Genomic DNA, 26100 nt, shown 5'->3' with positions numbered 1-26100 from the left:
GGTGTCAAGTTCTGTTCATACGGTGTTTCGGTGCAAACTGTGCAAGTGGTCAGTCCAGCGCGCAGTGGCACGCAGACCCGCGGCGATCGCCAGCGGGACGCGATCATGACGGCTGTCGCAGAGCTCATCGCGGAAAACCACAGCTTCGCCGACCTCTCGGTCAGTGCGATCAGTGAGCGCGCGGGCGTCGGTAGGTCGGGGTTCTACTTCTACTTCGACAGCAAGTACTCGGTGCTCGCGCAAATGGTCGGGGACGCGCTCGCCGAACTGGAAGAGCTCACCCATTACTTCGCATCGCGCGGTGAGGCCGAGACGCCTGAGCAGTTCGCGCAACGAATGGTCGGCAGTGCCGCTCTGGTGTTCGCGCACAACGACCCGCTGATGAAGGCCTGTATGGAAGCCCGGATCACCGACCCGACGATCGCCGGCATGCTCGACGATCTCAGCGACGGCATCATCGAGAAGATCGTCAGCATCGCGGAGATCGAGGTGAAAGAGCGCGGTGCGCAACCGCTTTCTGACGACCTGCCCGCGTTGGTGCGCTCGTTGGTGGCGCTTACCGCCTCGACGTTGTCCGGAGACACCTCATTCGTCGGGCGCGATAGCGATTCCGCACGCGCAATCGCTATTGTCGAAACCTTATGGCGTGTCTGTCTTTTGGGTCAGTAGCTGCGCCGAATCGGATCGGCGTCGCAGTACCGCGCGGCGCGCACCGTAGCCGATTCCGCCGAGTACGGCGAGCGCGCCCAGCCAGGGCAGTAACAATCCGAACAGCAGCAGCACATTGTCGGCCGCCGCGACGAGCCCGTCCCAGCCGCGCTCTACCTGTCCGAAAAACCCTTGGTACTTGGGCGGTGCAGGCGGGAGGCCGACCTCCTCGGCGAGGAAGGTGACGGTGACCGAGCTGTAGGCAATCTGCTCGCCGAGCTGGTTGCGCTGCGCGCGCAGACTGTCGAGGTCGGCCTGCCGCTTGGACAGCTCGCTCTCGGCCTTGATCAAGGCATCGGTGTCCTTGGAGTCGCGCATGATCCCCAGTAGCCGGTCGACGGATGTCTGCAGCGCCGCGATCCGGGCATCCAGGTCGACCCGTTGCGAGGTCACGTCATCGCTCTTGGTGTCGGCGGACTTGACCTTCCCCAGCTCCTTGAGATCGCGCAGCACGCCGTCGAGCTTGGCCGCGGGGATGCGTAGCACGATCGACGTCTGCGCCCGGCCTGCTCGGGACCCCGCGTCCTCCGAGCGGCTCTCCACCCGGCCGTTGGCCGATTCGGTGAGCTGTGCCGCCTTGTCGGCGGCCTCGGACGGATTGGCGACGATGATCGTCATGGTGCCGGTCTTGACGATGTCGCGCTTGGATTCGGTCGGCGGGCCGTACTGCGGAGCCTGCTGCGGCGAATCGCGCAACGGGGCCGCCGGCGGCTGAGTGTAGGTGGGTGCCGCGGTGGCGGGGTAAATCCCGGAATCGGGCGCTTCGGTCCGTGCGGGCGAATTGCCCGAGCATGCCGCAGACGCCATCAGCGCTACTGCAAGTGTAGTTGCCCAAGGTAACCAACTTCGGCGAGATTGCGTGCCGGGAAAGATCATCTTTCGAAGGTACCGTTTGCTATCGGGCCGCGCAGAAATTCAAGATTGTCGGCCGGTACGGTTCAGTAATGGCGTACGACTTCACCGGTAAGCGCTGCTTCGTCACGGGAGCTGCCAGCGGTATTGGACGGGCCACCGCGCTGCGTTTGGGGCGCGAGGGTGCCGAGCTGTTTTTGACCGATCGAGCCGCCGACGGGCTCGAGTCCGTTGTCGAGGAGATCAAGGCGGCCGGGGGGAAGGTCAGCGCCTATCGGGCGCTGGATGTTTCTGACTACGACGCGGTATCCGCCTTCGCCTCCGACATCCTGGCGACCCACCCAAGCATGGATGTCTTGCTCAACATCGCGGGCATATCTGTGTGGGGCTCTGTGGACCGTCTCAGCCACAAGCAGTGGCGCTCGGTGGTCGATATCAACCTGATGGGGCCCATCCACGTCATCGAGAGTTTCGTCCCCGCGATGATCAAGGCACGCAACGGCGGCCAGATCGTGAACGTTTCGTCGGCTGCGGGCATTGTCGCTCTTCCGTGGCATGCGGCCTACAGCGCCAGCAAGTACGGCCTGCGGGGGGTCTCGGAGGTGCTGCGGTTCGATCTGGCGCGGTACAAGATCGGTGTCACGGTAGTGGTGCCCGGCGCCGTCAACACTCCGTTGGTACGCACCGTCGACATCGCCGGTGTGGACCGTGAGAACGAGAAGGTGGCCAGGTGGATAGGGCGGTTTGTGGGCCATGCGGTGAGCCCGGAGAAGGTGGCCGAGCGCATCGTGTACGGCATCCGGCATAACCGCTACCTGGTGTACACCTCGGTCGACATCCGGGCGCTCTATCTGTTCAAGCGCACGTTGTGGTGGCCGTACAGCGTCGCGATGCGGGTGGCCAACTATGCGTTCACCAATGCGCTGCGGCCCGGGTTTCAGAAGGCGGGCCCCAGCTCGCCGTCCGTTGATTCCTAGCGCCACCAGCTGTCGAACGGGGTGATCGGAACCGCGCGCTTGTGCCGGGTCTGCAGGTACCACCGTTCGATGCGGTCGGCGGCCTCGACGGTAACCGCCTTGCCCTCCAGGTAGTCATCGATTTGTGCGTAGGTGACGCCGAGGGCAACCTCGTCGGGAAGTGCGGGGCGGTCATCCTCCAGGTCGGCGGTGGGTACCTTGTGGGAGATGCTCTCCGGTGCGCCGAGATGGGAAAGAATCTGAGCGCCTTGGCGTTTGGTGAGTCCCGTGAGTGGGGTGACATCGACGCCGCCGTCACCGAACTTGGTGAAGAATCCTGTCACCGCCTCGGCGGCGTGGTCGGTGCCGACGACCAGCAGCCGGTGTTGTCCGGCCGCCGCATACTGGACGACCATTCGTTCCCGGGCCTTGATATTGCCCTTCACGAAGTCCGATGGTGCCTCGCCGAGTGCCTCCGCGACGGCGGCAGTTGCCGCGTCGGAGGTGTCCTTGATGTTGATGACGATGGTGCGGTCGGGGTCGATAAAGCGAAGGGCTACTTGGGCATCGTCCTCATCGGCCTGTATGCCGTAGGGCAGCCGAATCGCGATGAATTCGGCCTCCACACCTTCGAGCCGCGATTCCTGCGCCGCGATCTGACACAGCCGCCCGGCCAGGGCGCTGTCCTGCCCGCCGGAGATGCCGAGTACGAATCCCTTTGTCCCGCTGGCTCTTAAATAGTCTTTGAGGAAGCCCACCCGTCGGGAGACCTCGGCAGCCGGATCGATCGTGGGGGAGACGTCGAGGGCGGACCGGATCTCTTCGCGAAGGCTCTTCATGGCCCGACTGTAGAACGCTCCGTCAGCGTGCGCACACCTTGTGCACCAGGTCCTCCCAGGCGTCTCCGAGTTGGGTCATCGACTGGCCGTTGGATCTGGTGGCGAAATGCACGTATCCGGGATCAATGATCGACATCAGAGCATGGGTCTGTGCGTTGAGATCGCCGGTGCATTCGAGCTGGGCCAGCAGCGACCGGATGTGTGAGCGGACCAGCATGGTCGGCGGTGCGTTGTGCCACGCGTCGGCGTCCGCGGTGGTGGCGCGGGCCAGATCGAGATGGCGCTCCAGGAAAGCGAGTCGGGCTTTTCCGAACGCGACGAGCCGCGTGAGCGGGGGAGCGTCGGGGCCAAGGGGTGGCGGCCCGAACATGAATGCTTGCTGCTCGATGTGCTCCTCGTGGTCGAGCAGTGCCAGTAGCAGTCCGGTGCGGCTGCCGAAACGACGGAACAGCGTGCCCTTGCCGACACCTGCCGCGTTGGCGACGGCGTCCATCGACATTCCGTCCGGACCCACCTCGTCGAGCAGCCGACGGGCGGCGTCCAGGAGCAGGGCACGATTACGGGTCGCGACGGCTCGCTCGCGGGCGGGATTCTGCGCAAGGTCGACAGAAAGCAGGGGGATTTCTTGACCAGGCATAACACCTCGATAGTAGCCGCTGAGAATAAAACGGACCACAGTCCGTATTGTAGAACGTGACAAAGAAGCAGGATGTAGGTGCGACAAACGTGCCGCTCTGATGAAAGGTGGGCAATATGGCAGAGAAGAAGGTGCTGGCAATCGTCGGAAGCCTGCGCAAGGCATCGGTCAATCGGCAGCTCGCTGAGGCAGCCGCGGAGAGCGCGCCGGACGGCGTCAGCGTGAGCATCTACGAGGGCCTGGCCGATCTTCCGCACTACAACGAGGACCTCGACGGCGACAACGCACCCGCCGCCGCAGCCGCCCTGCGATCGGCCATCGCGGGAGCCGACGCGGTGCTGCTGGTCAGCCCGGAGAACAACGGCACCATTTCCAGCTCGCTGAAGAATGCGATCGACTGGCTGTCGCGCCCCTTCGGCTCGAGCGTTTTCAAGGGCAAGCCGACAGTGGTGATCGGAACTTCGGCGGGCCGTTATGGCGGCGTCTGGGCGATCGATGAGACCCGCAAGGCTGCCGGCATCGCGACTGCCAATGTGCTCGAGGACGTCAAGCTCGCGGTGCCGTCGTCGGCCTTCGATGGCAATCACCCGCGTGAGCATGCCGAGACGGTCGCCGAGCTGACCAAGATATTGGACGCATTGACCGCGGAGTAATCACGGAAACCAATTGCCCGTCATCGCGAACCGATGGCAGGCAATTGTGTTTTACCGGCCGTTCCAGCGGGGTGCGCCTGACCATGTTTCTTGCATGCCTGCAACGGAGGCGACGCTGATGGCGCAGATGATCAGCAGCATCAGGCCGACTGCCCAGCTGCCCAGGGTGTTCTGCAGCGGGCCGGCGATCAGTGGCGGAACGGCGCCCCCGAACACGCCGGCCACGTTGAACGCCACGCCGGTACCGCTATAGCGGGTGCCTACCGGGTAGGACTCCGGAAGGAAGCTCGACATCGGGCCGAAGGCAAGCCCGAACAACACATAGGTGAGCGCCAGGGCTGCCAGATAAGCCCAGAAAGGACCACTGGTCAGCAGGGGAGTGACCACCAGCGTCCACGGAAGCATCAGGCACATGCTGGTCAATATCACCCGCCGTCGGCCTAGCTGGTCACTCAGGATTCCTCCGGCTGCCGCGGAGGCCATCAGAACAATGGCGCCGAGCGCCCCGGCGGCGAGAATGGCCGCTCGCGAGAAGTGCAATTCGGCCCTGGCGAACCCAGGGAAGTAGGTGTTCGTCATGAAGGACAGCGCGAAGATGATCAGCATCGTGCCGGTGGTGAGGGCCAACGTGCGCGGGCTCTCCATCATGACGTGTCGCAGGGGTGATGTGACCAGCTTGTGGTGCGCCTTGGCGTCGGCGAACTCCGGCGTCTCGGCGATCTGGAGCCGGATGTACAGGCCCACTGCTACCAGGAGTCCGCTGGCAATAAAGGGAACTCGCCAGCCCCACGACAGGAATGCGGGGCTGTTTTCCCCGACCGTAATGCTGACCACCAGAAAGACCAGGCTGCTGAGTAACAGCCCGATTGAGGTTCCGATCGGCACGGCGGTGGCAGCGCGGCCGCGGTTCTGGCTTGGCGAGTACTCGGAGGAGAGCAATGCCGCACCACTCCACTCGCCGCCGACCGCGAGGCCCTGGATAAGGCGCAGTAAGACGATGGCTGCCGGTGCCGCGGCCCCGATCGAGGCGGCGCCGGGAACCAGCCCGACCGCCATGGTGGCGAGCCCCATGGTGATGAGGGTGACCACCAAGGTGCCTTTACGGCTCAAGCGGTCGCCGTAGTGGCCGAACAGGGCGGCACCGATCGGGCGGGCCAGAAACGCGGTGCTGAAGGTGGCGATCGATGCGAAGAGCGCCAGGGAGTGGCTGAGATTCGGGAAAAAGACCGTCGGGAAGACGAGTGCGGCCGCCGTGCCATAGATATAGAAGTCGTAGAACTCGATGGCCGACCCCACCGCGCTGGCCATGAACACTCTGCGGGGGCTGGTACCTGAGTGCGTCATCTGCTGCGGCGACCCTGCCGGGGATGACGTCATGGTGGGACTACCTCCGGTGCTGGTGATTGTCGCGCCGTTGAGTAAACCGGCAGTCCTTGGCGTGGCAGCTTAGCGCGCCGTCGTGTGCTGCCATGCGGAGCCGAGTCATTTTCCGGCGAACAGATCGGCGCCCCGGCCGGCCGGGTGCCCGGGTGTCGCCTACGTGCGGTGGGCGGCCGGCCACCAGGGGCTCTTCCGCGTGATCTGGATCTGTCCCCAGATTCGTCCACAGAACTCCACAGTTTCCACAGACTCGCCGGGCGAAAACGTTTGCCCGGCGGTGGTCGGTCTGCTAGCCGGTGTCGGTGCCGCGTGGTAGACACCCCACATGTTCCAGCCATCGCCGCTTGCCCGGACATGCCGCAGTTGCGACACGCCGGGACTTTGGGGGTACCAAGTCTCACGACCAGGGAATTTCACGAATGTTGTTCAGAACATCTTGTATGAGTTCCGATTGTCGGACACTAGGTGTAGTGTCTGGAACACCGAAAGGCCGGGAATGAATCCGGGCCGCCCGGCCCGGATTTTCGCCAGATATTGGCGCCAATCCCGGCGCTCAGCCACCACGGGCGGCGCGGAATTTTCCCGGGCGCTGGACTGCTGAAAACTTTGTTGAGATGTCTACGATCGATTCGCTGAGGAGCTACGCATGAGCATCACCGTCTACACCAAGCCCGCCTGCGTACAGTGCAACGCGACGTACAAGGCCCTAGACAAGCAGGGCATCGAATACAGCGTCGTGGACATCACCGAGGTCCCCGAGGCTCGTGACTACGTGATGGCACTCGGCTATCTGCAGGCGCCCGTGGTGGTCGCCGGTGACGATCACTGGTCGGGTTTCCGTCCTGACCGCATCAAGGCCCTCGCCGGCGCGGTCGCCGTCTCTGCCTAATAGGTAGTAAGTCGTACGGGAGTCGGGCATGGCCCATCTGGTCTATTTCTCCAGCGTGTCGGAGAACACCCACCGCTTCGTCCAGAAGTTGGGTGCTCCTGCCACCCGGATCCCGCTGCGCGGCGATATAGAGGTCAACGACCCCTACGTTCTGGTCGTGCCGACCTACGGCGGCGGGCATCCGGTGCCCGGCAAGGCCGGGGGATACGTCCCCAAGCAGGTCGTCAAATTTCTCAACAACGAAAAAAACCGATCCTTGATCCGTGGTGTCATCGCGGCCGGAAACACCAATTTCGGGGCCGAGTACTGCTACGCGGGCAAGGTCATTTCGGCCAAGTGTGACGTGCCGTATCTGTATCGCTTTGAACTCATGGGCACCGCTGAAGATGTGGAGCAAGTGCTCGCCGGACTCGATGAATTTTGGAAGGACACACCGTGGCGCCAACCGCGACAACTGCAGAACCAGTGACCTCTGCGCACGGCTCGGCTCACGGCGAGCTGGACTATCACGCGCTCAACGCGATGCTCAATCTGTATGACGCAGAGGGCAAAATCCAGTTCGACAAAGACGCTGCGGCCGCGCGGCAGTACTTCCTGCAGCACGTCAACCAGAACACGGTGTTCTTCCACAATCAGGACGAGAAGCTCGATTACCTGATCGAGAAGGAGTACTACGAGCGCGAGGTGCTGGACCAGTACTCGCGCAACTTCGTGAAGTCACTGCTGGATCGCGCGTACGCCAAGAAGTTCCGCTTCCCGACCTTCCTCGGTGCGTTCAAGTACTACACCTCGTACACGCTTAAGACCTTCGACGGTAAGCGATACCTGGAGCGCTTCGAGGATCGTGTCGTCATGGTGGCGCTGACTCTGGCCGACGGCGATCTGCAGCTGGCCGAGAAGCTGGTCGACGAGATCATCGACGGCCGGTTCCAGCCGGCTACCCCGACCTTCCTCAACTCCGGCAAGAAGCAGCGCGGCGAGCCGGTGTCCTGCTTCCTGCTGCGTATCGAGGACAACATGGAGTCCATCGGGCGCTCCATCAACTCGGCGCTGCAGCTGTCCAAGCGTGGTGGTGGTGTTGCATTGCTGCTCACCAACATTCGTGAGCACGGTGCGCCGATCAAGAACATCGAGAACCAGAGTTCGGGTGTCATCCCGATCATGAAGCTGCTGGAAGACTCGTTCTCCTACGCCAACCAGCTCGGTGCTCGCCAGGGCGCCGGTGCGGTGTACCTGCACGCGCATCACCCGGACATCTACCGCTTCTTGGACACCAAGCGCGAGAACGCCGATGAGAAGATCCGCATCAAGACCCTCTCGCTGGGCGTGGTGATCCCGGACATCACCTTCGAGCTGGCCAAGAAGAACGAGGACATGTACCTGTTCTCGCCGTACGACGTCGAGCGCACCTATGGGGTGCCGTTCGCGGACATCAACGTCACCGAAAAGTACTACGAGATGGTCGATAACGGCCAGATCCGGAAGACGAAGATCAAGGCGCGCGAGTTCTTCCAGACCCTCGCCGAGCTGCAGTTCGAGTCCGGCTACCCGTACATCATGTACGAGGACACCGTGAACCGGGCCAACCCCATCGAGGGCAAGATCACGCACTCGAACCTGTGCTCGGAGATCCTGCAGGTGTCGACGCCCTCGCTGTTCAACGACGACCTGTCCTACGCCAAGGTAGGCAAGGACATCTCGTGCAACCTGGGTTCGCTCAACATCGCCAAGACGATGGATTCGCCGGATTTCGCGCAGACCATCGAGGTGGCTATTCGCGCGCTGACCGCGGTGTCGGATCAGACGCATATCTGGTCGGTGCCGTCGATCGAGCAGGGCAACAACGACTCTCACGCCATCGGCCTGGGCCAGATGAACCTGCACGGCTACCTGGCGCGTGAGCGCATTTTCTACGGTTCCGAAGAGGGTGTCGACTTCACCAACATCTACTTCTACACCGTGCTCTATCACGCGCTGAAGGCGTCGAACCGCATTGCCATTGAGCGGGGTACGAAGTTCGGCGGGTTCGACAGATCCAAGTACGCCAGCGGCGAGTTCTTCGACAAGTACACCGAGCAGGTGTGGGAGCCGAAGACCGAGAAGGTGCGCCAGCTGTTCGCCGATGCCGGGATTCGCATTCCGGCACAGGATGATTGGCTGCGGTTGAAGGAATCGGTGCAGCAGCACGGTATCTACAACCAGAACCTGCAAGCGGTGCCGCCGACGGGCTCGATCTCGTACATCAACCACTCGACGTCGTCGATTCACCCGGTTGCCTCGAAGATTGAGATCCGCAAGGAAGGCAAGATCGGCCGGGCCTACTACCCGGCGCCGTACCTGACGAACGACAACCTGGAGTACTACCAGGACGCGTACGAGATCGGCTACGAGAAGATCATCGACACCTACGCCGCGGCCACCCAGCACGTGGATCAGGGTTTGTCGCTGACACTGTTCTTCAAGGACACCGCCAGCACGCGTGACGTGAACAAGGCGCAGATCTACGCCTGGCGCAAGGGAATCAAGACGCTGTACTACATCCGGCTGCGGCAGATGGCGCTGGAAGGCACCGAGGTTGAGGGTTGCGTTTCCTGCATGCTGTGAGAATTTTCCGGTAACAAGCAGGCCAGGGATGAATGTCCCTGGCCTGCTTGTTTATTCAAGGCGTTTGTGAACCAAGAGGCTTCCTACGCGCGGCGCCGCTTCCAGGCTTCCCGCATTTCGCGATCGAAGCGCCAGCCGATGCCGTCGAGTGGATTCCATGATCGGCTGTCGAGTACCCGGTGGCGATAGTAGGCCGGCCCGGCCAGGATCATGTAGAGCGCACCGTTGGCCGGGAACCCACCGAGCCCCAGGGCTGGAAACGTCAGGTAGAGAACAACTCCGAAGGCTACGTTGAACAGGGTCAACGTTATCGCCTTGCGCCACATCCCTTTTGTGATGAAGTAGATCGCGCCGAAGAATAGCGCGGGTAGGTTGATGGCCGAGCGCATCCTCGTTGCGAAGGGGCGCGCCCGAGCGGCGGCCACAGCTTGCGGTGTGAATCTCGTGCCGTAGCGGTCGTAGAAATCGAACTTGAGCCGCCAGTACGCCGACAGGTCACTGCGGTCGTCGGTCGCCGTCACGGCCACAACGTAGCAAATGGGTGGAGCGCATCCTTGCAGGGTTGGTGCCTGGGATGGCCAATTTTCATGGCGATCCTCCCCGTAGGGGATGGCAGAACGGCCGGAATCGGGGCCGTTCTGTGTGCAATGTTTGCTGTGTTGTGGACAACTAGTCTCGGTTCGGCGTAGTCTCGTGTTTTCGTGGGGTTTGCGATGAATCGTTGGAGGCGATGTGTCGGGGTATGCGCGGTCGGTTGAATCTGTGGAAGTGAACGGTAATCGCCGTGATCTGACAGGTTCTGCGCAGACTTCTCAAGGGTTGCTCAGGGGTGATCTTGAAACTGGGATTACCGCTGGGGGTGATCTGGGAAGGCGGCTTGCAGCCTTCGCTGCGGGATGCATTGCCGCGATCGGTGGCATCGCTTTACTTCATGGCTTGTACCGCGATGGTGATAGCGCTGCTGCTCTGATCTGCTGGTCCGGGTTGTTGTTGTTCGCGCTGACCGCGCTCGGTGGTGGGATCAAGCTCGCGATGTGGGGTGCGCGGCCGGTAATCGCCGCGCTGTTTGATGGGGCCAAGGAACGCTTGGCGGAGCCGGTGTTGGCGGTTGTGGCGGCTGCCTCGGTGGTTGTTGGGGCGCTGGGCATGTGGTGGACGTTCCGCGGTGGTTACGCCAGCTGGTGGCGGAATGCGACCGGGGAAAGTCAATGGTCGCTTGCGCTGGGGATCGGCCAGATGCTGGTGGCGGTGCTGGCCGGAGCTGCGCTGTTCACCGGCGGCCGATATCTGACCGGGTTGGTCACGGAGGTGCTCACGGATTCGGGTCTGCTCATCGAGCGTGATCGGGCGGCGGGTAAGCGGCGGGCCCCGGAAGGGTTGTGGCATCCGGGTCTGGTGGCTGCCCTTGTTGGCGGTGGTTTGGGCCTGGTGCTGTTAACCGCCGGGATCGCGCCGCGGCTGTATGTGTGGATCGTGGGCCCGGATGTGTTGCCTGCTGTCGCTGCGATCGTCGTGGTCTTGTTGTGGGCGATCGGGTCCAATCTGGGGTGGTGGAAAGGTCTTGCGGGTCTGTGGAAGTGGGCCACTGATGCCTCGAACAAGGCTGCCGCGACCTCGGGTGTTGTTGCGTTGTTGATGTTTTCGGCTGGGGGTTTGGGTTTGGGCTGGTTTAGTCCGGCGACGGTGCCGCAGGCGCATGCGCAGTGTCCGCCTGATTGTGGGGGTGGCTCTAATGGGTCGAACTCCTATGGGCCTGATGCTTCGCAGTTTCAGCCGCCGCAGATGCCGAATCAGATGCCCGATTATCAGAGCGGTTTCAACAACCAGCCGCCGCTGGATCAAAACGGTTCGATTTCGATTTACAACACCCAGTCCCCGGCGGTGAGCCAAAGCACCAGTGGCCAAAGCGCGCAGCAGGCTCAGCAGGGCTGGCAGACACCTCAACACGGCAGCCAAATCCCGGATTATCAAAGTGCCACCCCGTACACTCAAGGGCCTGGTGCGCCGAATCCTGACTATAACGGTGGGCAAGCCAACCCGGGCACGAACACGGGATCGCAAGGCGGGCAAGCCAATCAAAGCGCGCCGCAACAGCAGCCTGCGCAGAACCAGCCGCCGCAGCAGGATCTAAGCCAGCAGCCGCCGCAACAATCTGATCAGCAGCGCGTTGATGATCTCACTCGCCAGCTGCAAGATCAGCAGCAACAGTCCGGTCAGGATCGTCAGCGCATCGATGATCTGACCAAGCAGCTGCAGCAGAGCAAGCAGAATCAGAAGCAGCAGCAGTTGCCGAAATTTCCGTCGAAGGACAAGAAGAAGGACGACAAGGACCAGCAGGATCGCGACAAGCAGTCCGGTGACAATGATCTGACAGCGTTGTTATTGGGTGCGGCTTCCACGCGGCGGCGTAAGCAAGATGAGCAGGGTCCGGACACGCAGGCGTTTGGTCAGGATGCATCCCAAGCAGCGCAAGGGCTTCCGGGCGATATTCAGACTTACGTGCAGTCGGGGCAGCAGATCGGCGAATCGTCAGGGCAGGCAGCGCAGGGCTTTGGTTCGGCGGCGCAGGCTGGTGCTTCGTTGGCGTCGTCGGCGCAGTCCGGGGCGGTGAATCCGCAGGACGCGATCACGTTGGTGCAAGGCGTGTCCCAAGGCATCCAGGGCACCGCGGATGCCGTCAACGCGGGCAGTCAGATCGTGAAAACCGCTCAGAAGGAAGCCGATCAGGCTGCCCAGGCGGTCGGCGACGCCAACCCACAACTGAAACCGCAGATGCAGCAGCTCACGCAAATCAACGACCAGGCTTCGCAAGTCACTGATCTCGTTGGGCAAGGCGCCCAGCTGACTTCCCAGGGTGCTGGTGCGGTCAACACGGTGAGCAGCATGGGCTCAGGTGGTATTCCGGATGGCGGGGGGACGGCTGAAGCGATGTCGGGTCCTGCGGACAGTGCCGCCAACGCTGCTGACGCTCAGCCCATCGAATTGATGAGCGGCGAAGTTCCCGAAGGTACGGCGGCTGCAGCGGATTTGAAGCAGTCGCCGACCGACCCGGCGTCGCCGGAGGCGCCGCCTCCGACATTTTCAATATCGGGAATGACCGCGCCGCAACAAACATCGCGCGATAAAGTCGATTTGTTGACCAAGGTGCCGGGCAAAAATCTATCGTTTACCGGTGACCCGAAGCACGGCACAACGCAACTGAACGGAGTGGATAACCCGATTAACAAACCAGGTGAGCGCGCACTTCCGATGGGGTATGCGTTGGGCCAAAACGATCGTCCCTACGGAATGTTCAGCATAAGGAAGTACTCCGAAACTGATGGGGAATTAGCCAAGAATCCTTGGAACTTTATTTCACCCCATACTTCAGTGTACGATCTGAGTAATCCCAGCTCTCCAGTATTAATCGGTCAAACGCCAGGATCTCAGAGCAGCGGTGCATACGACCCAATTAGTAACACTATGGTGGTTGTCGGGAATGACGGATGGGGCTCCAACGCTCCTCGCTCTATATGGCAATCAGCACCAGTTGATTCGAGTAAGCCTAATGACTGGATCAATCATCTGACCAAGATAGGCGATATCGCAGGTGGCGGCGATCGCGAAAATCAGATCTTGTCGCTTCCTGGTGGCGGTCTGCTGTTACTAGATGCCAACATGAATCCAATCAATGGCGGCATATACGGAGCCGCCGCATGGACGCCCCAACAGCTGCTGAATCCAGACTGGACGTACTTGGTCGCAGGTGACAATACGCCAAATCCAAACGCTCTTGCCACGGTAAATAGTGTCTACGGGCCAACTGCCAGTGCCGTTACGCCGGGCCCAGCGGGATCCAACATCATCAATGTTGCTACCGGTATGAGTGCTTGGCCATTCAATGAAGCGGACCCGGCAGGCTACCATCCAGAAACCTGGACTTCTACGCTAAGTATCCTCATACAAAAACCTCCCACACCATAGCTTCGCGTGAAAGGCGACCGAACGACATGATGAGTATCAAACAATCTATTGGTGCTATCGCTATCGGCGGAGCGGTCAGTCTCTTCGGATTTGCAGCTCCAGCGCTGGCTGAACCGCCACCAGGATTCCCGAACATGGATTCCTTTGCTCCGGTGGATCCAGGTGCCTATATCCAACATGGTGGTCGCGCCAACGGTGATTCCGTAGGATTTACCCTCCCTGGCGGTAGATATGGATGTGGCTTTGTTATCTCGGGCGGTACTCCTGCCCGTCTTAGCTGTAGTGGTGAAATTCCTGGCGTTCCCGATGATCAAGTACCGGCGTCAAATCCGCCCGAATCGTGTTCTATTAAGAGAATCAATTGGACAGGGCCGGGCGCGCCCTATTCATTTGGCGGATTTAAGGGTCGTTGCGGCGAATACCAGTCGAATACCCCACTATTGCCTGCCGGAAAGAAAATCCAGTACGGTCCAATAACTTGTGCGGCAGAAGAAGGCGTGACCGCGTGCCTCGATACCACGGGCGGTAACCACGGGTTCGTTCTCCGAGAAGACGGCAACAGCATCGTCTTCTGATGAGTATCAGCCGGAGGAGTTTGGGATCACTACGCTAGAAGGAGAATCAGCTCTTCCGCGCCTGCTCTGCGCGTAGCGCTTTCACGCGGCGCTCTTCGCGCAGCACTGCCTGGTAGCTCTCGCGCTCTGCGACAAGCCAATCCGGCTTCTCCTCGAGCAGCTGGTTGATCTGCTCGGTGGTGAGGGCGTCCTCGACACCACCGCGGGCGAGCCCGGAGATCGAGACGCCGAGCTTCGCGGCCACCAGATTCTTGGGGTGCGGCCCGTCCTTGCGTAGATCCTTCAGCCACTGCGGCGGGTCCGCCTGCAGGGCCGCCAGCTCGGCTCGTGTGATCGCGTTCTCCTGGAACTCCGCAGGCGTCGCTTGCAGATACACGTCCAGCTTCTTCGCCGCAGTGGCGGGTTTCATGGACTGCGCGTTCGGCCTGCTCATGGGTTCAGCCTATCGGTAGCCTGAGACGATGACCTCGCCCTCGCTCTCTCTGGGGTACGTCCCCGGCGGGACACCCGCGAAATGGGTGCGGATCTGGGCTGAGCGTCACCCAGCCATTCCCCTGCAACTGAGCGCTGTCGCTGCCGCAGACGCGGCCGACGCGGTGCGGGACGGCACGGTCGATATCGCGCTGCTGCGGCTGCCTGCCGACACCAGCGGCCTGGCCGTCATCCCTCTCTACGAAGAGACAACGGTGGCAGTGGTGCCGACCGATCACCTGCTCAGTGCCGTCGACACCATTACGGTGGCAGACCTCGACGGCGAACCGATGCTGCTCCCACTCGACGACGTCCTCGACTGGACGGACGCCCCTGGCAGTGTGGTCGATCACCGACCCGAGACCACCGAGGACGCAATAGAACTCGTCGCCGCAGGACTGGGTGCGCTCATCGTTCCGCAGTCGTTGGCACGGCTGCATCACCGCAAGGACCTCACCTACCGCCCGATCTCCGATGCGCCCAGCTGCCCAGTGGCGCTGGCCTTCCCGGAAGGGCAGCAGTCGTCACTCGTTGAGGAGTTCATCGGGATCGTGCGGGGCCGCAAGCCAGATTCATCCCGGGGGCGGGACGAGCCCACGCCGAAACGCACGGCACGAGAGAAGACCCTGGCCAAACAGGCGGCCCGTGCCGCCGCAGGCAAGGTCGCCCGCAAGCCGGGACGGACCGATCGCGGTCGCCGTTGACGCGGCCCCTCCGACTCTGCGTGTCACGACGCTTTTCGGCCCAAAACCGTCGTGAGACGCAGACTCGGCGATGATCCGGGGTCGCGCCGGTCAGCTAGGCGTCTTCCGAAACCGGCTCTGGCGGGGCGGGCGCAGGTGTGGGCTCCTTGGGCGCCGGGGGAGCCGGTGCGGGGTCGGGCATGTGCCCTGGCTCGTCGGCGGGCACGGTGTCCGCGCGCAATTCGTAGGTTTCGTCACTGTCGACTCGGTCGGGTACCTGCCTGCCCGGGTAGTAGGTGCAGTTGCTGGTGCCCCAGTATCCGCTGCTATAGCAGCTGCTGCTCGGGTTCTGATAGTGGGCGGGAATCCCGATGACTTTGCGCCGTATCCAGGACCCATCTTTGCGGATCGGCTGGTCGCAGATCTCGCGCTTCAGCGAGCCCAGAAAGCCCCAGGGGACCTGCTCGCAGTTAGGCGGATTGTCGGCGTTGGCGGTGGGCACGTGAATAACCGCAGCACAGAGGGCTATTCCTAGCCCAAGCAGAAGACGCGCACAGCGAGTACGACGGATGTTCATGGTGATCCCCCTGGAAGTACACAGTAAAAAGACAGCATGAACTTACTAGAAGTAAATCGATTTACAAGTGGTATTTCCAGTACGCGGATCACGGGGTAGATGCCCCGCTGTCGGCTCGTCGGGCCGTGGTCGCCGGGGCGTGATACCACTACGGCATGAGTCCTGAGGAATGGTTGGAAGCGCTGCGCAGTGGAACGGCGGCGGTGGCCGCGACCCCGCCCGAGCACCTGGATCAGGATGCGCCGTCATGCCCGGGCTGGACGGCACGCGATCTGATCGCCCACCTCGGTGGGGTGCACCGATGGGCAGTGGGAATCCTTGTTGGGCAAAAGGTTCCGTACGCGGACGTCGACCCGGAGGCTCCAGCGGGCGAGGGTGTCCTTGGCTGGTACGCCGAGCGCGCCGACGCGCTCCTGGCCACGTTGACATCGAGTGACCTTGACGCGCCGACGAAGTCGCCGTTCGGCGAGCGGCCGGTGCGGTTCTGGTACCGCAGGCAGGCACACGAGGTCGCGGTGCACCGCTGGGATATCGAGCACGCCTATCGCGGTTGGGATGCCGCTCCGATCGATGCCGAGTTGGCCGCCGATGGCATCGGCGAGTGGTCGGAGGTCTTCACACCTCGGCGCATCGGACGCGACGGGGGTACCCCACAAGATCTTCAGGGAGCGCGAATACTCCTGCAGGCCAAAGACGGTGGCGGTTCGTGGCTGTTGCGTGCTGACGCGGAGAGCATCGGTATCGTGGACGAGGATGCCGCACCGGACGCGGTCATCACGGCGTCGACGTCCGATCTGCTGCTTGCGCTGTGGCACCGGGTGCCGCTGTCGCGCGTGACGGTCGAGGGGGATGTCGCCCACGTAGAGCGAGTGTTTGATCTAGTCCGAATTTAGTAGCGGGCGGCTCGACCGCTGCACCGCCCAGGTGGCGATGGTGGACACGGCGAGCAGCGTCAATCCCACCCACAGCGCGTCGAGCCCGATGCGGTGATATGTCGCGGCGCCCAACACGGCGCCGATGGTTAGCCCGGCCCACAGCGTGATGTAGCGCAGCCACACCCAGCGGGGCCCGCCGAAGAAAGCGTCCACGAGCCGCTGTCCGGCCTTGACCACGGTGCCGGTGATGTAGGTGAGCCCGACCTGGACCTCGCCGGAGCGCTGGAAAACGGAGTTCATCGCCCCCATCGCAAGCGAGGTGATGAGCAGCGAGGCAACACCTGCGCCCAAGTCCTGGGTGATGGCAGCCGCGGCAACGGTTGTCGAGGCTACGGCCAGTACGGCGACGCGCTCGTGTTCGCCGCTTACCCTCGAGGCGATCGCGCCGATCATCACGCCGATGAAGAACATGCCGATCAAACCGGCGGCCTTATAAGCGGATTCCCAGTGTTGGGTGGCGGTCGAGGCGGCCATCCTGGTGGTATTGCCGCTCATGAACGACAGGAAGTACCCGCCCAGGTGTACAAATCCGATCGCGTCGAGAAACCCTGCGACAGTTGACAGTCCGGTGGCCAGCACCATCTCTCGCCGCCGGATGGACCACACGGCGGCTAGTGCGACGTCTTGTGTCCGGGACCCTGCGCTCGCTTGTACAACACCTTGAGCATGCGGTCACGGAAGAGATCGTTGTCGATGAGCTTGATGCCCTGCGCGCACAGCCACGGGTTCCCGATCGCGCGGTGCATCATGCGGCCGCGCTTGTATTCCTTGCCCCAAGCCTCGTTCATCCGCTGCTCGTAGTTGGTGAAGTCGCGTGGCCCGGCGTTTTGCAACGCCGCCACTGCGCATTCGCCTGCTGCCAAACCGGATTCGAGCGCCTTGGAGATACCGGCTCCGCTGGCGGGCTTGCCCGCGCCCAGCGAGTCGCCGGCGAAGAGCACGCCCGGGCGCCACGGCGGCCAGGCGGTGAATCCCATGGGCAGACGCCAGGCGCGCACACCCTTGTTCTTGCGCAGTTCGGCAAGATCGGGCAGTTCCCATTCCTTGGGCAACTTCTGCATGTAAGCGTCGAGCACCTGCGCGGCGTTGACGTCCTGCCACTTGCGGTAGCTATTGACGTACCCGATGCCGATGTTGATGCGGCCACCGCCGAGCGGGAACACCCAGCCATATCCGGGCAGCGCGTCCTGCTGGTGGTGGATCCGCAGATCGATGTCGAGCATGTTCGAGTCTTCGCGGTTGGCCGTCATCTCGGCGCGGATCGCGATCGCGCTGTATCCCTTGTATTCCGAGTCGATGTTCATCGCCCGCTTGAAGGGGGAGTACGCACCGTCGGCGACGATCACCGCGTCTGCGGAGATGGTTTCGCGAGATCCGTTGGCCGTCTTCACTTCGACACCCTTGACCAGGTCTCCGTCGCCGACCGGTCCCACCGCTTCGGTGGACTGGCGCACCTCGACGCCCGCGGACTCCGCGTGCTTGAGCAGCAGGGTGTCCAACTCGGGGCGGCGCACCACATGCCCGTGATCGGGCATACCAGGGCGCTTGGGGAAGGTGAGCTCCCAGACGCTGCCGCTATCCACCCGCACACCGTCGACCCGGTGGAACTGGGCGACCTCGCTGGCCAGCCCCATCTTCTGCAGGTAACTCACCGCGCGGGCGGTCAGCCCGTCGCCGCATGGCTTGTCACGTGGGAATTCGGCCTTATCGACGAGAACCACGCGGGCACCCGTACGGGCGGCCTGCCAGGCCGCGGATGACCCCGCCGGGCCCCCGCCGACTACCGCGATGTCGTAGTGGTTCTCGCTCACGTATCAAATAGTAAGGGCCGCGAGGGCGTCTATTCGCCGTCGGGTTTGGTCACGCCCAGGCTTGACCCCGCGCGGTTCTCGTACGCGCTGCGGGCGCTGGTGTCGAATTCCAGGAAGACGCGGTCGGTGCCGGTCTTCTTGCTCATGAACCGGCGGATTCCGGTGGGCAGAGAATTGACCAGCGTGGTGACCGCGCCCAGCGGCTTCGGCACGGTGACCTGGACCCGGGGCTTCTCGATGATGCGCACCACCGCGGCGGCGATGTCCTCGGGTTCGACGGGCTTCTGCGCCCCGGTGGAATCGGTGCCCGCGATCAGCTCCGTATTGGTGAAGGTCGGTAGTACCGCGCTGACCTGCACTCCTTGTGGTGCGAACTCATCGCTGAGAGCGCGCGAGAGGCCCACGACGCCGAACTTGGACGCGTTGTAGACCGCCATGCCGGGTACGGCCATCAGGCCGGCGACGGAGGCGATGTTGACGATTTGGCCGCGGCCGCGCGCCACCATCTCCGGCAGAGCGAGCTGACATCCGTTGATCACGCCGTACAGGTTCACCTCCAGCATCGACCGAATCGCGCGGTCGCTGGTGGACAGAAACGGCCCGATCGGCATGACGCCGGCGTTGTTGATGAGCACGTCGACGGGCCCGCCAGCGCCCGCGGCTTCGAGGAATCGCTTGAACGAGGCCGGGTCGGTGACATCGAGCGGATGCGCGTCGACGTTGCCTTCCTCCTTGAGCCCCTCCACGGCCGATCCAAGGGCCTCGACATCACGGTCACCGATCACCACTCGGGCACCGAGCCGCAGGAGAGCAGTGGCGGTGGCGTACCCGATACCGCGCGCGGCACCCGTAATGGCGATGTTTTTGCCCGTGATTTTGTCCATGACCACGGACTTTACACGTGTCAAGTTTGTGTGACTGGAAATTCTCGGGAATGGGTTCGACACGCTTAACCACAACACGTTGTGTTGCGCCGGGATGTCGGCCCCTAGGGGTAGTGTCGTCTTCCACAGTCAGCGAATCCCGCGAACTTGTTCAACGTTCTCCAGGAGTGGTCTCGTGAGTGAAAAACTGAAGCTGGTCAGCCGCGTGTCGGCGATCAACTGGAATCGGGTTCCCGATGAAAAGGATGCCGAAGTCTGGGACCGGCTTACCGGTAACTTCTGGCTGCCCGAGAAGGTGCCAGTATCCAATGACATCCAGTCCTGGAATACCCTGACCGATCACGAAAAGCAGTTGACCATGCGGGTTTTCACGGGCCTGACGCTGCTCGACACCATTCAGGGCACCGTCGGCGCGGTCAGTTTGATTCCCGATGCGATCACGCCGCACGAAGAGGCGGTGTACACCAACATCGCATTCATGGAGTCGGTGCACGCCAAGAGCTACAGCTCGATTTTCTCGACGCTGTGCTCCACGCGCGAGATCGATGACGCGTTCCGCTGGTCCGAGGAGAACCCGAACCTGCAACGCAAGGCCGAGATCGTCATGGGGTACTACCAGGGCGACGAGCCGCTCAAGCGCAAGGTTGCCTCGACCTTGCTGGAGAGCTTTCTGTTCTACTCCGGCTTCTATCTTCCGATGTACTGGTCCAGCCGCGCCAAGCTCACCAACACCGCCGACATGATTCGCCTCATCATCCGCGACGAGGCTGTGCACGGGTACTACATCGGCTACAAGTTCCAGCGCGGTCTGGAGGGCGTCGATGAGGCCAAGCGTGCCGAGATCAAGGAGTACACGTACGACCTGCTCTACGAGCTGTATGAGAACGAAACCGATTACACCGAGGATCTTTACGACGAGGTTGGGCTGACGGAGGACGTCAAGAAGTTCTTGCGTTACAACGCCAACAAGGCCCTGATGAACCTGGGCTACGAGGCGCTGTTCCCGCGCGAGGAGACCGACGTCAACCCGGCGATCCTGTCGGCGCTATCGCCGAACGCCGACGAGAACCACGACTTCTTCTCCGGCTCGGGTTCCTCGTACGTCATCGGTAAGGCTGTGAACACCGAAGACGAGGACTGGAACTTCTAGCCCGGTCCTCGCCAGCAGACGTAAAGCCCCCGCACGCCCGCCGTGTCGGGGGCTTTTACGTCTGCTCGTTCTCCACAAATGAACGGCCGGTGAACTGTGCTGATGTCACCTCGCGCTGTGAACCTGCTGCGGGGACACTATTACCGTGACGAGCACATCGATTATTGGTTCGATCGTTTCCTGGCTGTCCGCCGGATACCCGGAGGGGGTACCTCCCACCGATCGGTTCCCGCTGTTGGCGCTGTTGCGTCGCACGTTGACCGAGGAGCAGGTCAAGGAAGTCGTCGCCAAGCTGACCGACCCGGAATCGTCGGCTCAGGTTGATGGTGTGGTGAGCAAGGATGAGATCGAGAAGTTCATCTCGGACGTGACCAAGGATGAGCCAACCGCTCAAGACATTTCACGCGTTGCCTCACGTCTGGCGGCCGGCGGCTGGCCGTTGGCTGGTGTGGACGCCACCGCGCTCAACGCGTAACTAGAACGCCCAGTTGCGCTCTGGGCTCAGTACGAATCCGTGTGTCTGCGACGATGAATCGAGAACGCAAGCTGTAGTTGCCGGTTCCAGAACGGCGCAGACGACGTCCGCCGTCATCTGGATGGTGTGGTTGATAGGCAGTGGCCGCACGCCGGTGGCGCTCTCGGCGACCGGACTGGCGTAGATCGTCGCGGGTAAGTTGTCTGTGCGCGCGTAGGTGCTCATATCGAGGATCGCGCGATCCGAGCCGACCGTGGTCCCAGCGCATCCCACGCTGTAGTAGGGGTACCGTCCACGCCCGAAACAGACCAGCCCGTCGGGTGTGGTGAATGAGTGCCCGGTATAGCTGGGGTACTGGTCAGCATCGACGGCGGGCAACCCGCTGAAGTCGGGGAAACCCGGTGGCGGTTGAGCCGCAGCGGGATACGTATTCGTCGGCACTGTGCCCAGTAGCACCGCGCAGGCTGTCAGTAGGCGACGCGCCCCCTTCGTCATGCCCGGAATCTACCCGCGCGGGTAGCGGATCGAGGGCGTTTCTAGCGCCCCCGCGTCGGTGCCGGCGCCGTGGACCCCGACGATGACGGCACGGTCGACGGTCGATCGATGATCGTCGAGAGTGGCCCACCGATCCGGTACTTGGCTCCTCGATGTTCCTCGGGTAGCCGGTCGCCGTTGCCCAGCAGCTTGTGGCGCAATGTTCCTGGGGTGTAGGCGTTTTGGTAGGCGCCGCGCTCGGTTAGTATCGGGACCACATGCTCTACGAAGTCCTCGAAGGTGCCCGGCGTAATCGCGTAGGCCAGGTTGAAGCCATCGACGTCGGTCTCATCCACCCACTCCTGCAAGGTGTCGGCGACCTCGCTGCCGGAACCGACAACCCGCGGTCCCATCCCGCCGATCTCGCCCCACTCGGCGATATCGCGCACCTTCCACTCCCGGCCGTCGGCGGTGGCCGCCTGAAAGGCCGCGACCGCCGACAGGATCGCGTTGGAATCCACATTTCCGATCGGTTCGTCCAGGCCGTAGCGGGCGAGGTCCACACCCATCCAGCCGGACATGAACACCAGGGCGCCCTCGGCACTGCCGTAGCTCAGCAATTCGGCGTGTTTGGCATGTGCCGCTTCAGAGTTCTCCCCGGTAACCACCGTGGTGAGGTTGAAAATTTTGGCGGCGTAGGGATCGCGTCCCGCAAGCTCCAATTCGCGGCGGATGGTGGTCACCGTCTGGCGCAGCAGTTCCTTGGTGGGGGCGGCGGTGAACACCGCCTCGGCGTTCTCCGCGGCAAAACGTACCCCGCGCGGTGAGGACCCGGCTTGATAGATCACCGGCGTACGTTGCGGTGACGGCTCCACCAAGTGCACGCCAGGAACGGTGAAATGCGTTCCCTCATGGCCGATGTGGTGCACCTTGTCGGGATCGGTGAAGACGCCACGGGCGGCATCGCGGACGACGGCGCCGTCCTCCCATGAGCCTTCCCATAACTTGTAGAGCACCTCGAGGTACTCATCGGCGTGGTCATACCGGGCATCGTGTGCGGGCTGATCGGTCTGACCCATGTTGCGGGCGGCAGCGGGTAGATATCCGGTGACCACGTTCCATCCGACCCGCCCGCCGGTGAGGTGATCGAGGGTGGATAGCCTGCGCGCGAACGGGTACGGATGCTCAAATCCGGTACCCGTGGTGACGCCGAAGCCCAGATGTTCGGTGACCAACGCCATCGCCGAGACCAAAAGCAGCGGATCGGCCACTGGAATCTGCGCGGCCTGACGGATGGCCGCCTCATCACTGGCGCCGTAGATGTCATAGGTACCCAGCACGTCGGCGATGAACAATCCGTCGAATCGGCCTCGCTCGAGAAGCTTGGCCAGGTTGGTCCAGTAGGACAGATCCTTGTACCGCCAGGACTGGTCGTCGGGGTGCCGCCATAGGCCGGGGGATTGGTGCGCAACACAATTCATATCGAACGCGTTGAAACGGATGACGCGGGTCATCCCCTCAGCATCGGCACCCCGACGACGTCAGTCACCGGTTGTACTCGGGGTGAAACTTAGAGCGTGGCGGTATCGATGACGAAGCGGTATCGCACGTCGCTGGCAACCACGCGCTCGTAGGCCTCGTTGATGTACGAGGCGTCGATGACCTCGATCTCCGAGCCAATGCCGTGCTTGGCGCAGAAATCAAGCATCTCTTGGGTTTCCGGAATGCCACCGATCAACGATCCCGAGATGCTGCGCCTGTTGGCCAGCAGCGGGAAGCCCGGGACCTCGATCGGGTTCTCGGGCAGGCCCAACTCCACCAGGGTGCCGTCGACGCCCAGCAGACCCAAATACTTGCCCATGTCCAGGTTCGAGGACACGGTGTTGAGGATCAGGTCGAAGCTGCTCCGCAGCGACTTGAAAGTATCGGGGTCGGCGGTCGCGTAGTAGTGGCTGGCGCCCAGGCGCAGGCCGTCTTCCATCTTCTTGAGTGACTGGCTCAGCACTGTCACCTCGGCGCCCATCGCTTTACCCAGTTTGACGGCCATGTGACCGAGACCACCCAGACCGACGACCGCGACGCGCTTGCCGGGGCCGGCGTTCCAGTGCCGCAGCGGAGAGAAGGTGGTGATACCGGCGCACAGCAGTGGCGCTGCCGCATCCAGGGGAAGGCTGTCGGGGATACGCAGGACGTAGTTCTCGTCGACAACGATGGCCTGGCTGTATCCACCCTGTGTCTGGGTGCCGTCGCGATCTTTGGCACCGTAGGTGCCCACCATGCCGCGCTCACAGAACTGCTCCAGTCCAGCAAGGCAGCTGGGACACTCACGGCAGGAGTCGACGAAGCAGCCGACGCCCGCGTGATCGCCCGGCTTGAATTTGGTTACCTCGGAGCCGACCTCGGTGATGACGCCGGCAATCTCGTGACCAGGGACGATGGGGTAGCTGGCGCGGCCCCACTCGTCACGGACAGTGTGGATATCGGAGTGACAGATACCCGCGAATTTGATGTCGATGAAGACATCGTGCGGACCGACCTCGCGACGTTCGATTGTGGTGGGGACCAGCGGGTCCTTACCGGAAGTCGCGGCATAAGCCGACACGGAGACCATATATGCATCCTTTTGCGATAGTTAACGAAGCTACCGATTGAAAGCCTACTCGGCCCCACTTATTCCCGCCCCGGCTCATAGCGGTGATAGAGACCACCGGCCGTCGGTGTCTAACTGAAGCCTGTGATCGTGGTGCTGATCGATGGTGCTGCGGTGGCCGACGCTGACGAGCGTGCAGCCGGGTAGTTCGCTGCGCAGCAGACGGTAGAGCGAGAACTCGAGCCCTTCGTCGAGTGAGGATGTCGACTCGTCCATGAAGACGGCCTTGGGTTTGATGAGCAAGATGCGTGCGAAGGCGACGCGTTGTTGTTCACCGGGGGAGAGCACCTTGATCCAGTCGGCTTCCTCATCGAGGCGATCGGCGAGGTGAGCCAGGGACACCTTCTCCAAGGTCTGGAGCAACTCCTCGTCGGAGAAGGTGCCCGACTCGGCCGGATAGGAGAGCGCATCGCGCAGGTTGCCAAGCGGTAGGTACGGCAGCTGCGAAATGAACATGGTCTCGTGATCACCGCCGGGGCGGGTCCAATCGCCATCGGTGTACGGCCACAGCCCCGCGAGGGAGCGCAGCAGCGTGGTTTTGCCGCTACCTGACTGCCCTTTGATCAACAGCGCGTCTCCAGCGGTAAGGCTGAGGTTCAGGTCGTCGATCAAGCTGTCGCCGTTGGGCTTACGCACGTAGATGTTGTTCAGGGTGACGCCGTCTGCCTGATCGCCCGGCTCCAGCATGGGCAGCTCGCGCGATTGAGAGTCGGCTTGTAGCAGGCCGTCCAAGCGCATGACCGTCGCACGATAGGCGGCGAAGTTGTCGTAGGCATTGCGGAAGAATGACAGCGAGGTCTGTAGTTGTCCTACCGCGCTGGCGCTTTGGCTCACGTCACCGTAGGTGATCTGTCCCGCGATGAGTCGTGGCACCTGCAGCACCGAGTTGAAGACCGCGGCGGTTTGGGACACCGCGAAGTTCCAGCCGGTGAATCCCATGCTCCGATAGACCAGCTGCCAAAAGTTACCGATGATCGCGTCGAAGCGGCTCTTGAGTTGTTTGGACTCGGCCCTCTCGCCGCGATAGAAGGCCACGCTTTCCGAGGTGTCGCGCAGGCGCACCAGCGCGTACCGGAACATAGCGTTGAGGCGTTCGTTGAGGAAGAATCTGCGGATCAGTGGGCGCCCGATCCGGAAGGCGATCAAGGTAGTGACGATCACGTAGATGTAGGTGAGAAATACCAGGGCTCTGGGCATCTCGAACCCGAAGATATTCAGCGGCCCCGAGAGATCCCACAGGATGATGGTGAACGACGGCAGCGAGATGCATGCGTTGACGGCGCCGAATGCCAGATGTAGTGACGAGCTTTGCAGCTGCTCCGGTGCGCTCGACATGGCGACAAAGTTGTTGATATCGGCCTGAATTCGCTGATCCGGGTTGTCGATGGTGTTGTCGATGAAGCGTGACCGGTAGAACGCCCGCTTGGAGAGCCAGTCAACGGTGACGCGCTCGGTGAGCCACACACGCCACCGAATGATGAACGCCTGCAACAGATAGAGGTCGGTGACCACCACGGCGATGTTGATACCCGCCAAAAGGCAGAACCGCCGGATGTTGAGCCAGAAGAATGCCTTGGCCTCGGGCATGCCCTGACCGTCGCGGGCCAGCGCCTGGACGATGTACTGAATCGACGCGGACATGTCGTTGTAGTAATAGGTGAATACCACCGACAGGCGGACGTTCACGACGACGGAGAGCAGCACCAGTCCCAGCAGAACCAAGCCGCCCCGCCCCGCGCGGGTGGTGAAGTACTGGCCCGTGATACGCCAGAACTGCCGTCCCCACTGCGTGAACTGAACGATCAAGAAGGCGATGGTGACGAAGACTGCTGAGGTCAGCGGCCAGACCCAACCGACCCATACCAGCGATCGCCATATCTCGGTACCCCAGTCGGTCGCCGTCTTCATCGATCAATGCCCTCCGAATCCCGTCA

At 62.4% G+C, this 26100-nt stretch carries 26 protein-coding genes; 12 read left to right on the top strand and 14 right to left on the bottom strand.

All coding sequences use genetic code 11. The annotated features are described in order from the left end of the window. Positions 1–45 precede the first annotated feature (45 nt). Complete coding sequence (locus ABG82_RS18160) at positions 46–669, top strand: TetR/AcrR family transcriptional regulator (protein ID WP_043080312.1); 624 nt, start codon at positions 46–48, stop codon at positions 667–669. Here ABG82_RS18160 and ABG82_RS18155 read toward each other — a convergent pair. Beyond that, positions 640–1515 carry a DUF4349 domain-containing protein gene (locus tag ABG82_RS18155; protein ID WP_043080289.1) on the bottom strand — a complete coding sequence of 292 codons (876 nt, stop codon included), beginning with the start codon at positions 1513–1515 and terminating at the stop codon, positions 640–642. The genes ABG82_RS18160 and ABG82_RS18155 overlap by 30 nt on opposite strands. Before the next feature lie 137 nt (positions 1516–1652). Here ABG82_RS18155 and ABG82_RS18150 point away from each other — a divergent pair, with 137 nt between their 5' ends. Beyond that, complete coding sequence (locus ABG82_RS18150) at positions 1653–2537, top strand: SDR family oxidoreductase (RefSeq protein ID WP_043080288.1); 885 nt, start codon at positions 1653–1655, stop codon at positions 2535–2537. Here ABG82_RS18150 and nadE read toward each other — a convergent pair. Both nadE and ABG82_RS18140 read right to left on the bottom strand, forming a co-directional pair. Beyond that, complete coding sequence (gene nadE, locus ABG82_RS18145; protein ID WP_043080287.1) at positions 2534–3355, bottom strand: ammonia-dependent NAD(+) synthetase; 822 nt, start codon at positions 3353–3355, stop codon at positions 2534–2536. The genes ABG82_RS18150 and nadE overlap by 4 nt on opposite strands. Before the next feature lie 22 nt (positions 3356–3377). Beyond that, positions 3378–3992 carry a TetR/AcrR family transcriptional regulator gene (locus tag ABG82_RS18140; RefSeq protein WP_043080286.1) on the bottom strand — a complete coding sequence of 205 codons (615 nt, stop codon included), beginning with the start codon at positions 3990–3992 and terminating at the stop codon, positions 3378–3380. A 131-nt stretch (positions 3993–4123) separates the two neighbouring features. Between ABG82_RS18140 and ABG82_RS18135 the strand changes: the two genes are divergently transcribed. Then, the gene (locus ABG82_RS18135) at positions 4124–4645 is read left to right on the top strand and encodes an NADPH-dependent FMN reductase (RefSeq protein ID WP_162269268.1); all 522 of its coding nucleotides are present in this window, start codon (positions 4124–4126) and stop codon (positions 4643–4645) included. A gap of 51 nt (positions 4646–4696) precedes the next feature. Here the strand turns inward: ABG82_RS18135 and ABG82_RS18130 are convergent, their stop codons facing one another. Beyond that, a complete protein-coding gene (locus tag ABG82_RS18130) occupies positions 4697–6022 on the bottom strand; it encodes an MFS transporter (protein WP_043080284.1) in 1326 nt (441 codons plus the stop codon). A gap of 649 nt (positions 6023–6671) precedes the next feature. Here ABG82_RS18130 and ABG82_RS18125 point away from each other — a divergent pair. From ABG82_RS18125 to nrdE, 3 genes are read left to right on the top strand one after another with little or no spacing between them, the layout of a single operon-like run. After that, positions 6672–6914, top strand: coding sequence for a redoxin NrdH (locus tag ABG82_RS18125; RefSeq protein ID WP_043080283.1), 243 nt, complete (start codon positions 6672–6674; stop codon positions 6912–6914). Positions 6915–6942: 28 nt separating this feature from the next. Beyond that, entirely contained in the window at positions 6943–7383 is a 441-nt protein-coding gene (gene nrdI, locus ABG82_RS18120) for a class Ib ribonucleoside-diphosphate reductase assembly flavoprotein NrdI (RefSeq protein WP_043080282.1), read from the top strand. A 53-nt stretch (positions 7384–7436) separates the two neighbouring features. After that, positions 7437–9518, top strand: coding sequence for a class 1b ribonucleoside-diphosphate reductase subunit alpha (gene nrdE, locus ABG82_RS18115; protein ID WP_052511140.1), 2082 nt, complete (start codon positions 7437–7439; stop codon positions 9516–9518). An 83-nt stretch (positions 9519–9601) separates the two neighbouring features. Here the strand turns inward: nrdE and ABG82_RS18110 are convergent, their stop codons facing one another. After that, the gene (locus ABG82_RS18110) at positions 9602–10045 is read right to left on the bottom strand and encodes a DUF2628 domain-containing protein (RefSeq protein ID WP_043080280.1); all 444 of its coding nucleotides are present in this window, start codon (positions 10043–10045) and stop codon (positions 9602–9604) included. A gap of 205 nt (positions 10046–10250) precedes the next feature. On the opposite strand from ABG82_RS18110, the gene ABG82_RS18105 reads away from it, so the two are divergent. Both ABG82_RS18105 and ABG82_RS28285 read left to right on the top strand, forming a co-directional pair. Beyond that, the gene (locus ABG82_RS18105) at positions 10251–13481 is read left to right on the top strand and encodes a hypothetical protein (protein ID WP_234708115.1); all 3231 of its coding nucleotides are present in this window, start codon (positions 10251–10253) and stop codon (positions 13479–13481) included. Positions 13482–13507: 26 nt separating this feature from the next. After that, on the top strand, positions 13508–14056 hold the full coding sequence (locus ABG82_RS28285; RefSeq protein ID WP_131676353.1) for a hypothetical protein: 549 nt from the start codon (positions 13508–13510) through the stop codon (positions 14054–14056). A 46-nt stretch (positions 14057–14102) separates the two neighbouring features. Here the strand turns inward: ABG82_RS28285 and ABG82_RS18100 are convergent, their stop codons facing one another. Beyond that, positions 14103–14489: a DUF5997 family protein gene (locus tag ABG82_RS18100; RefSeq protein ID WP_043080279.1), complete on the bottom strand. Its 387-nt coding sequence runs from the start codon at positions 14487–14489 to the stop codon at positions 14103–14105. Between the two features lie 28 nt (positions 14490–14517). Here ABG82_RS18100 and ABG82_RS18095 point away from each other — a divergent pair, with 28 nt between their 5' ends. Next, complete coding sequence (locus tag ABG82_RS18095) at positions 14518–15231, top strand: LysR family transcriptional regulator substrate-binding protein (protein ID WP_043080278.1); 714 nt, start codon at positions 14518–14520, stop codon at positions 15229–15231. A 94-nt stretch (positions 15232–15325) separates the two neighbouring features. Here ABG82_RS18095 and ABG82_RS18090 read toward each other — a convergent pair whose 3' ends face one another. After that, positions 15326–15712 (bottom strand): CDGP domain-containing protein, encoded by a 387-nt coding sequence (locus ABG82_RS18090; RefSeq protein ID WP_052511138.1) that lies wholly within the window; start codon positions 15710–15712, stop codon positions 15326–15328. A 230-nt stretch (positions 15713–15942) separates the two neighbouring features. On the opposite strand from ABG82_RS18090, the gene ABG82_RS18085 reads away from it, so the two are divergent. Further along, positions 15943–16680: a maleylpyruvate isomerase family mycothiol-dependent enzyme gene (locus ABG82_RS18085; RefSeq protein ID WP_043078714.1), complete on the top strand. Its 738-nt coding sequence runs from the start codon at positions 15943–15945 to the stop codon at positions 16678–16680. On the opposite strand, the gene ABG82_RS18080 is transcribed toward ABG82_RS18085, so the two are convergent. The 3 genes from ABG82_RS18080 to ABG82_RS18070 are packed head-to-tail and all read right to left on the bottom strand — an operon-like array spanning position 16666 to position 19417. Then, entirely contained in the window at positions 16666–17304 is a 639-nt protein-coding gene (locus ABG82_RS18080) for a YoaK family protein (RefSeq protein WP_043078713.1), read from the bottom strand. The genes ABG82_RS18085 and ABG82_RS18080 overlap by 15 nt on opposite strands. A 29-nt stretch (positions 17305–17333) precedes the next feature. Further along, positions 17334–18533, bottom strand: coding sequence for an NAD(P)/FAD-dependent oxidoreductase (locus ABG82_RS18075; RefSeq protein WP_043078712.1), 1200 nt, complete (start codon positions 18531–18533; stop codon positions 17334–17336). Between the two features lie 29 nt (positions 18534–18562). Next, a complete protein-coding gene (locus ABG82_RS18070) occupies positions 18563–19417 on the bottom strand; it encodes an SDR family oxidoreductase (protein ID WP_043078711.1) in 855 nt (284 codons plus the stop codon). A gap of 187 nt (positions 19418–19604) precedes the next feature. Here ABG82_RS18070 and nrdF point away from each other — a divergent pair, with 187 nt between their 5' ends. Together nrdF and ABG82_RS18060 are read left to right on the top strand one after the other, a co-directional pair. Beyond that, on the top strand, positions 19605–20567 hold the full coding sequence (gene nrdF, locus ABG82_RS18065; RefSeq protein ID WP_043078739.1) for a class 1b ribonucleoside-diphosphate reductase subunit beta: 963 nt from the start codon (positions 19605–19607) through the stop codon (positions 20565–20567). 145 nt (positions 20568–20712) lie between these two features. Beyond that, on the top strand, positions 20713–21042 hold the full coding sequence (locus ABG82_RS18060; RefSeq protein WP_043078710.1) for a DUF3349 domain-containing protein: 330 nt from the start codon (positions 20713–20715) through the stop codon (positions 21040–21042). Here the strand turns inward: ABG82_RS18060 and ABG82_RS18055 are convergent, their stop codons facing one another. From ABG82_RS18055 to ABG82_RS18040, 4 genes are all read right to left on the bottom strand, one after another. Further along, positions 21043–21537, bottom strand: a complete 495-nt coding sequence (locus ABG82_RS18055) for a hypothetical protein (protein ID WP_054429068.1) — start codon at positions 21535–21537, stop codon at positions 21043–21045. A 41-nt stretch (positions 21538–21578) separates the two neighbouring features. Further along, entirely contained in the window at positions 21579–23030 is a 1452-nt protein-coding gene (locus ABG82_RS18050; RefSeq protein ID WP_043078709.1) for an LLM class flavin-dependent oxidoreductase, read from the bottom strand. A gap of 56 nt (positions 23031–23086) precedes the next feature. Then, positions 23087–24127, bottom strand: a complete 1041-nt coding sequence (locus ABG82_RS18045; protein WP_043078708.1) for an NAD(P)-dependent alcohol dehydrogenase — start codon at positions 24125–24127, stop codon at positions 23087–23089. A gap of 75 nt (positions 24128–24202) precedes the next feature. After that, positions 24203–26074, bottom strand: coding sequence for an ABC transporter ATP-binding protein/permease (locus ABG82_RS18040; RefSeq protein ID WP_043078707.1), 1872 nt, complete (start codon positions 26072–26074; stop codon positions 24203–24205). Between the last annotated feature and the right edge of the window lie 26 nt (positions 26075–26100).

This window comes from Mycobacteroides immunogenum, from assembly GCF_001605725.1.
Classification (GTDB): domain Bacteria; phylum Actinomycetota; class Actinomycetes; order Mycobacteriales; family Mycobacteriaceae; genus Mycobacterium; species Mycobacterium immunogenum.
Note: the sequence above shows the minus strand (reverse complement) of the source record. Positions and strands in the feature narration are given on the sequence as shown.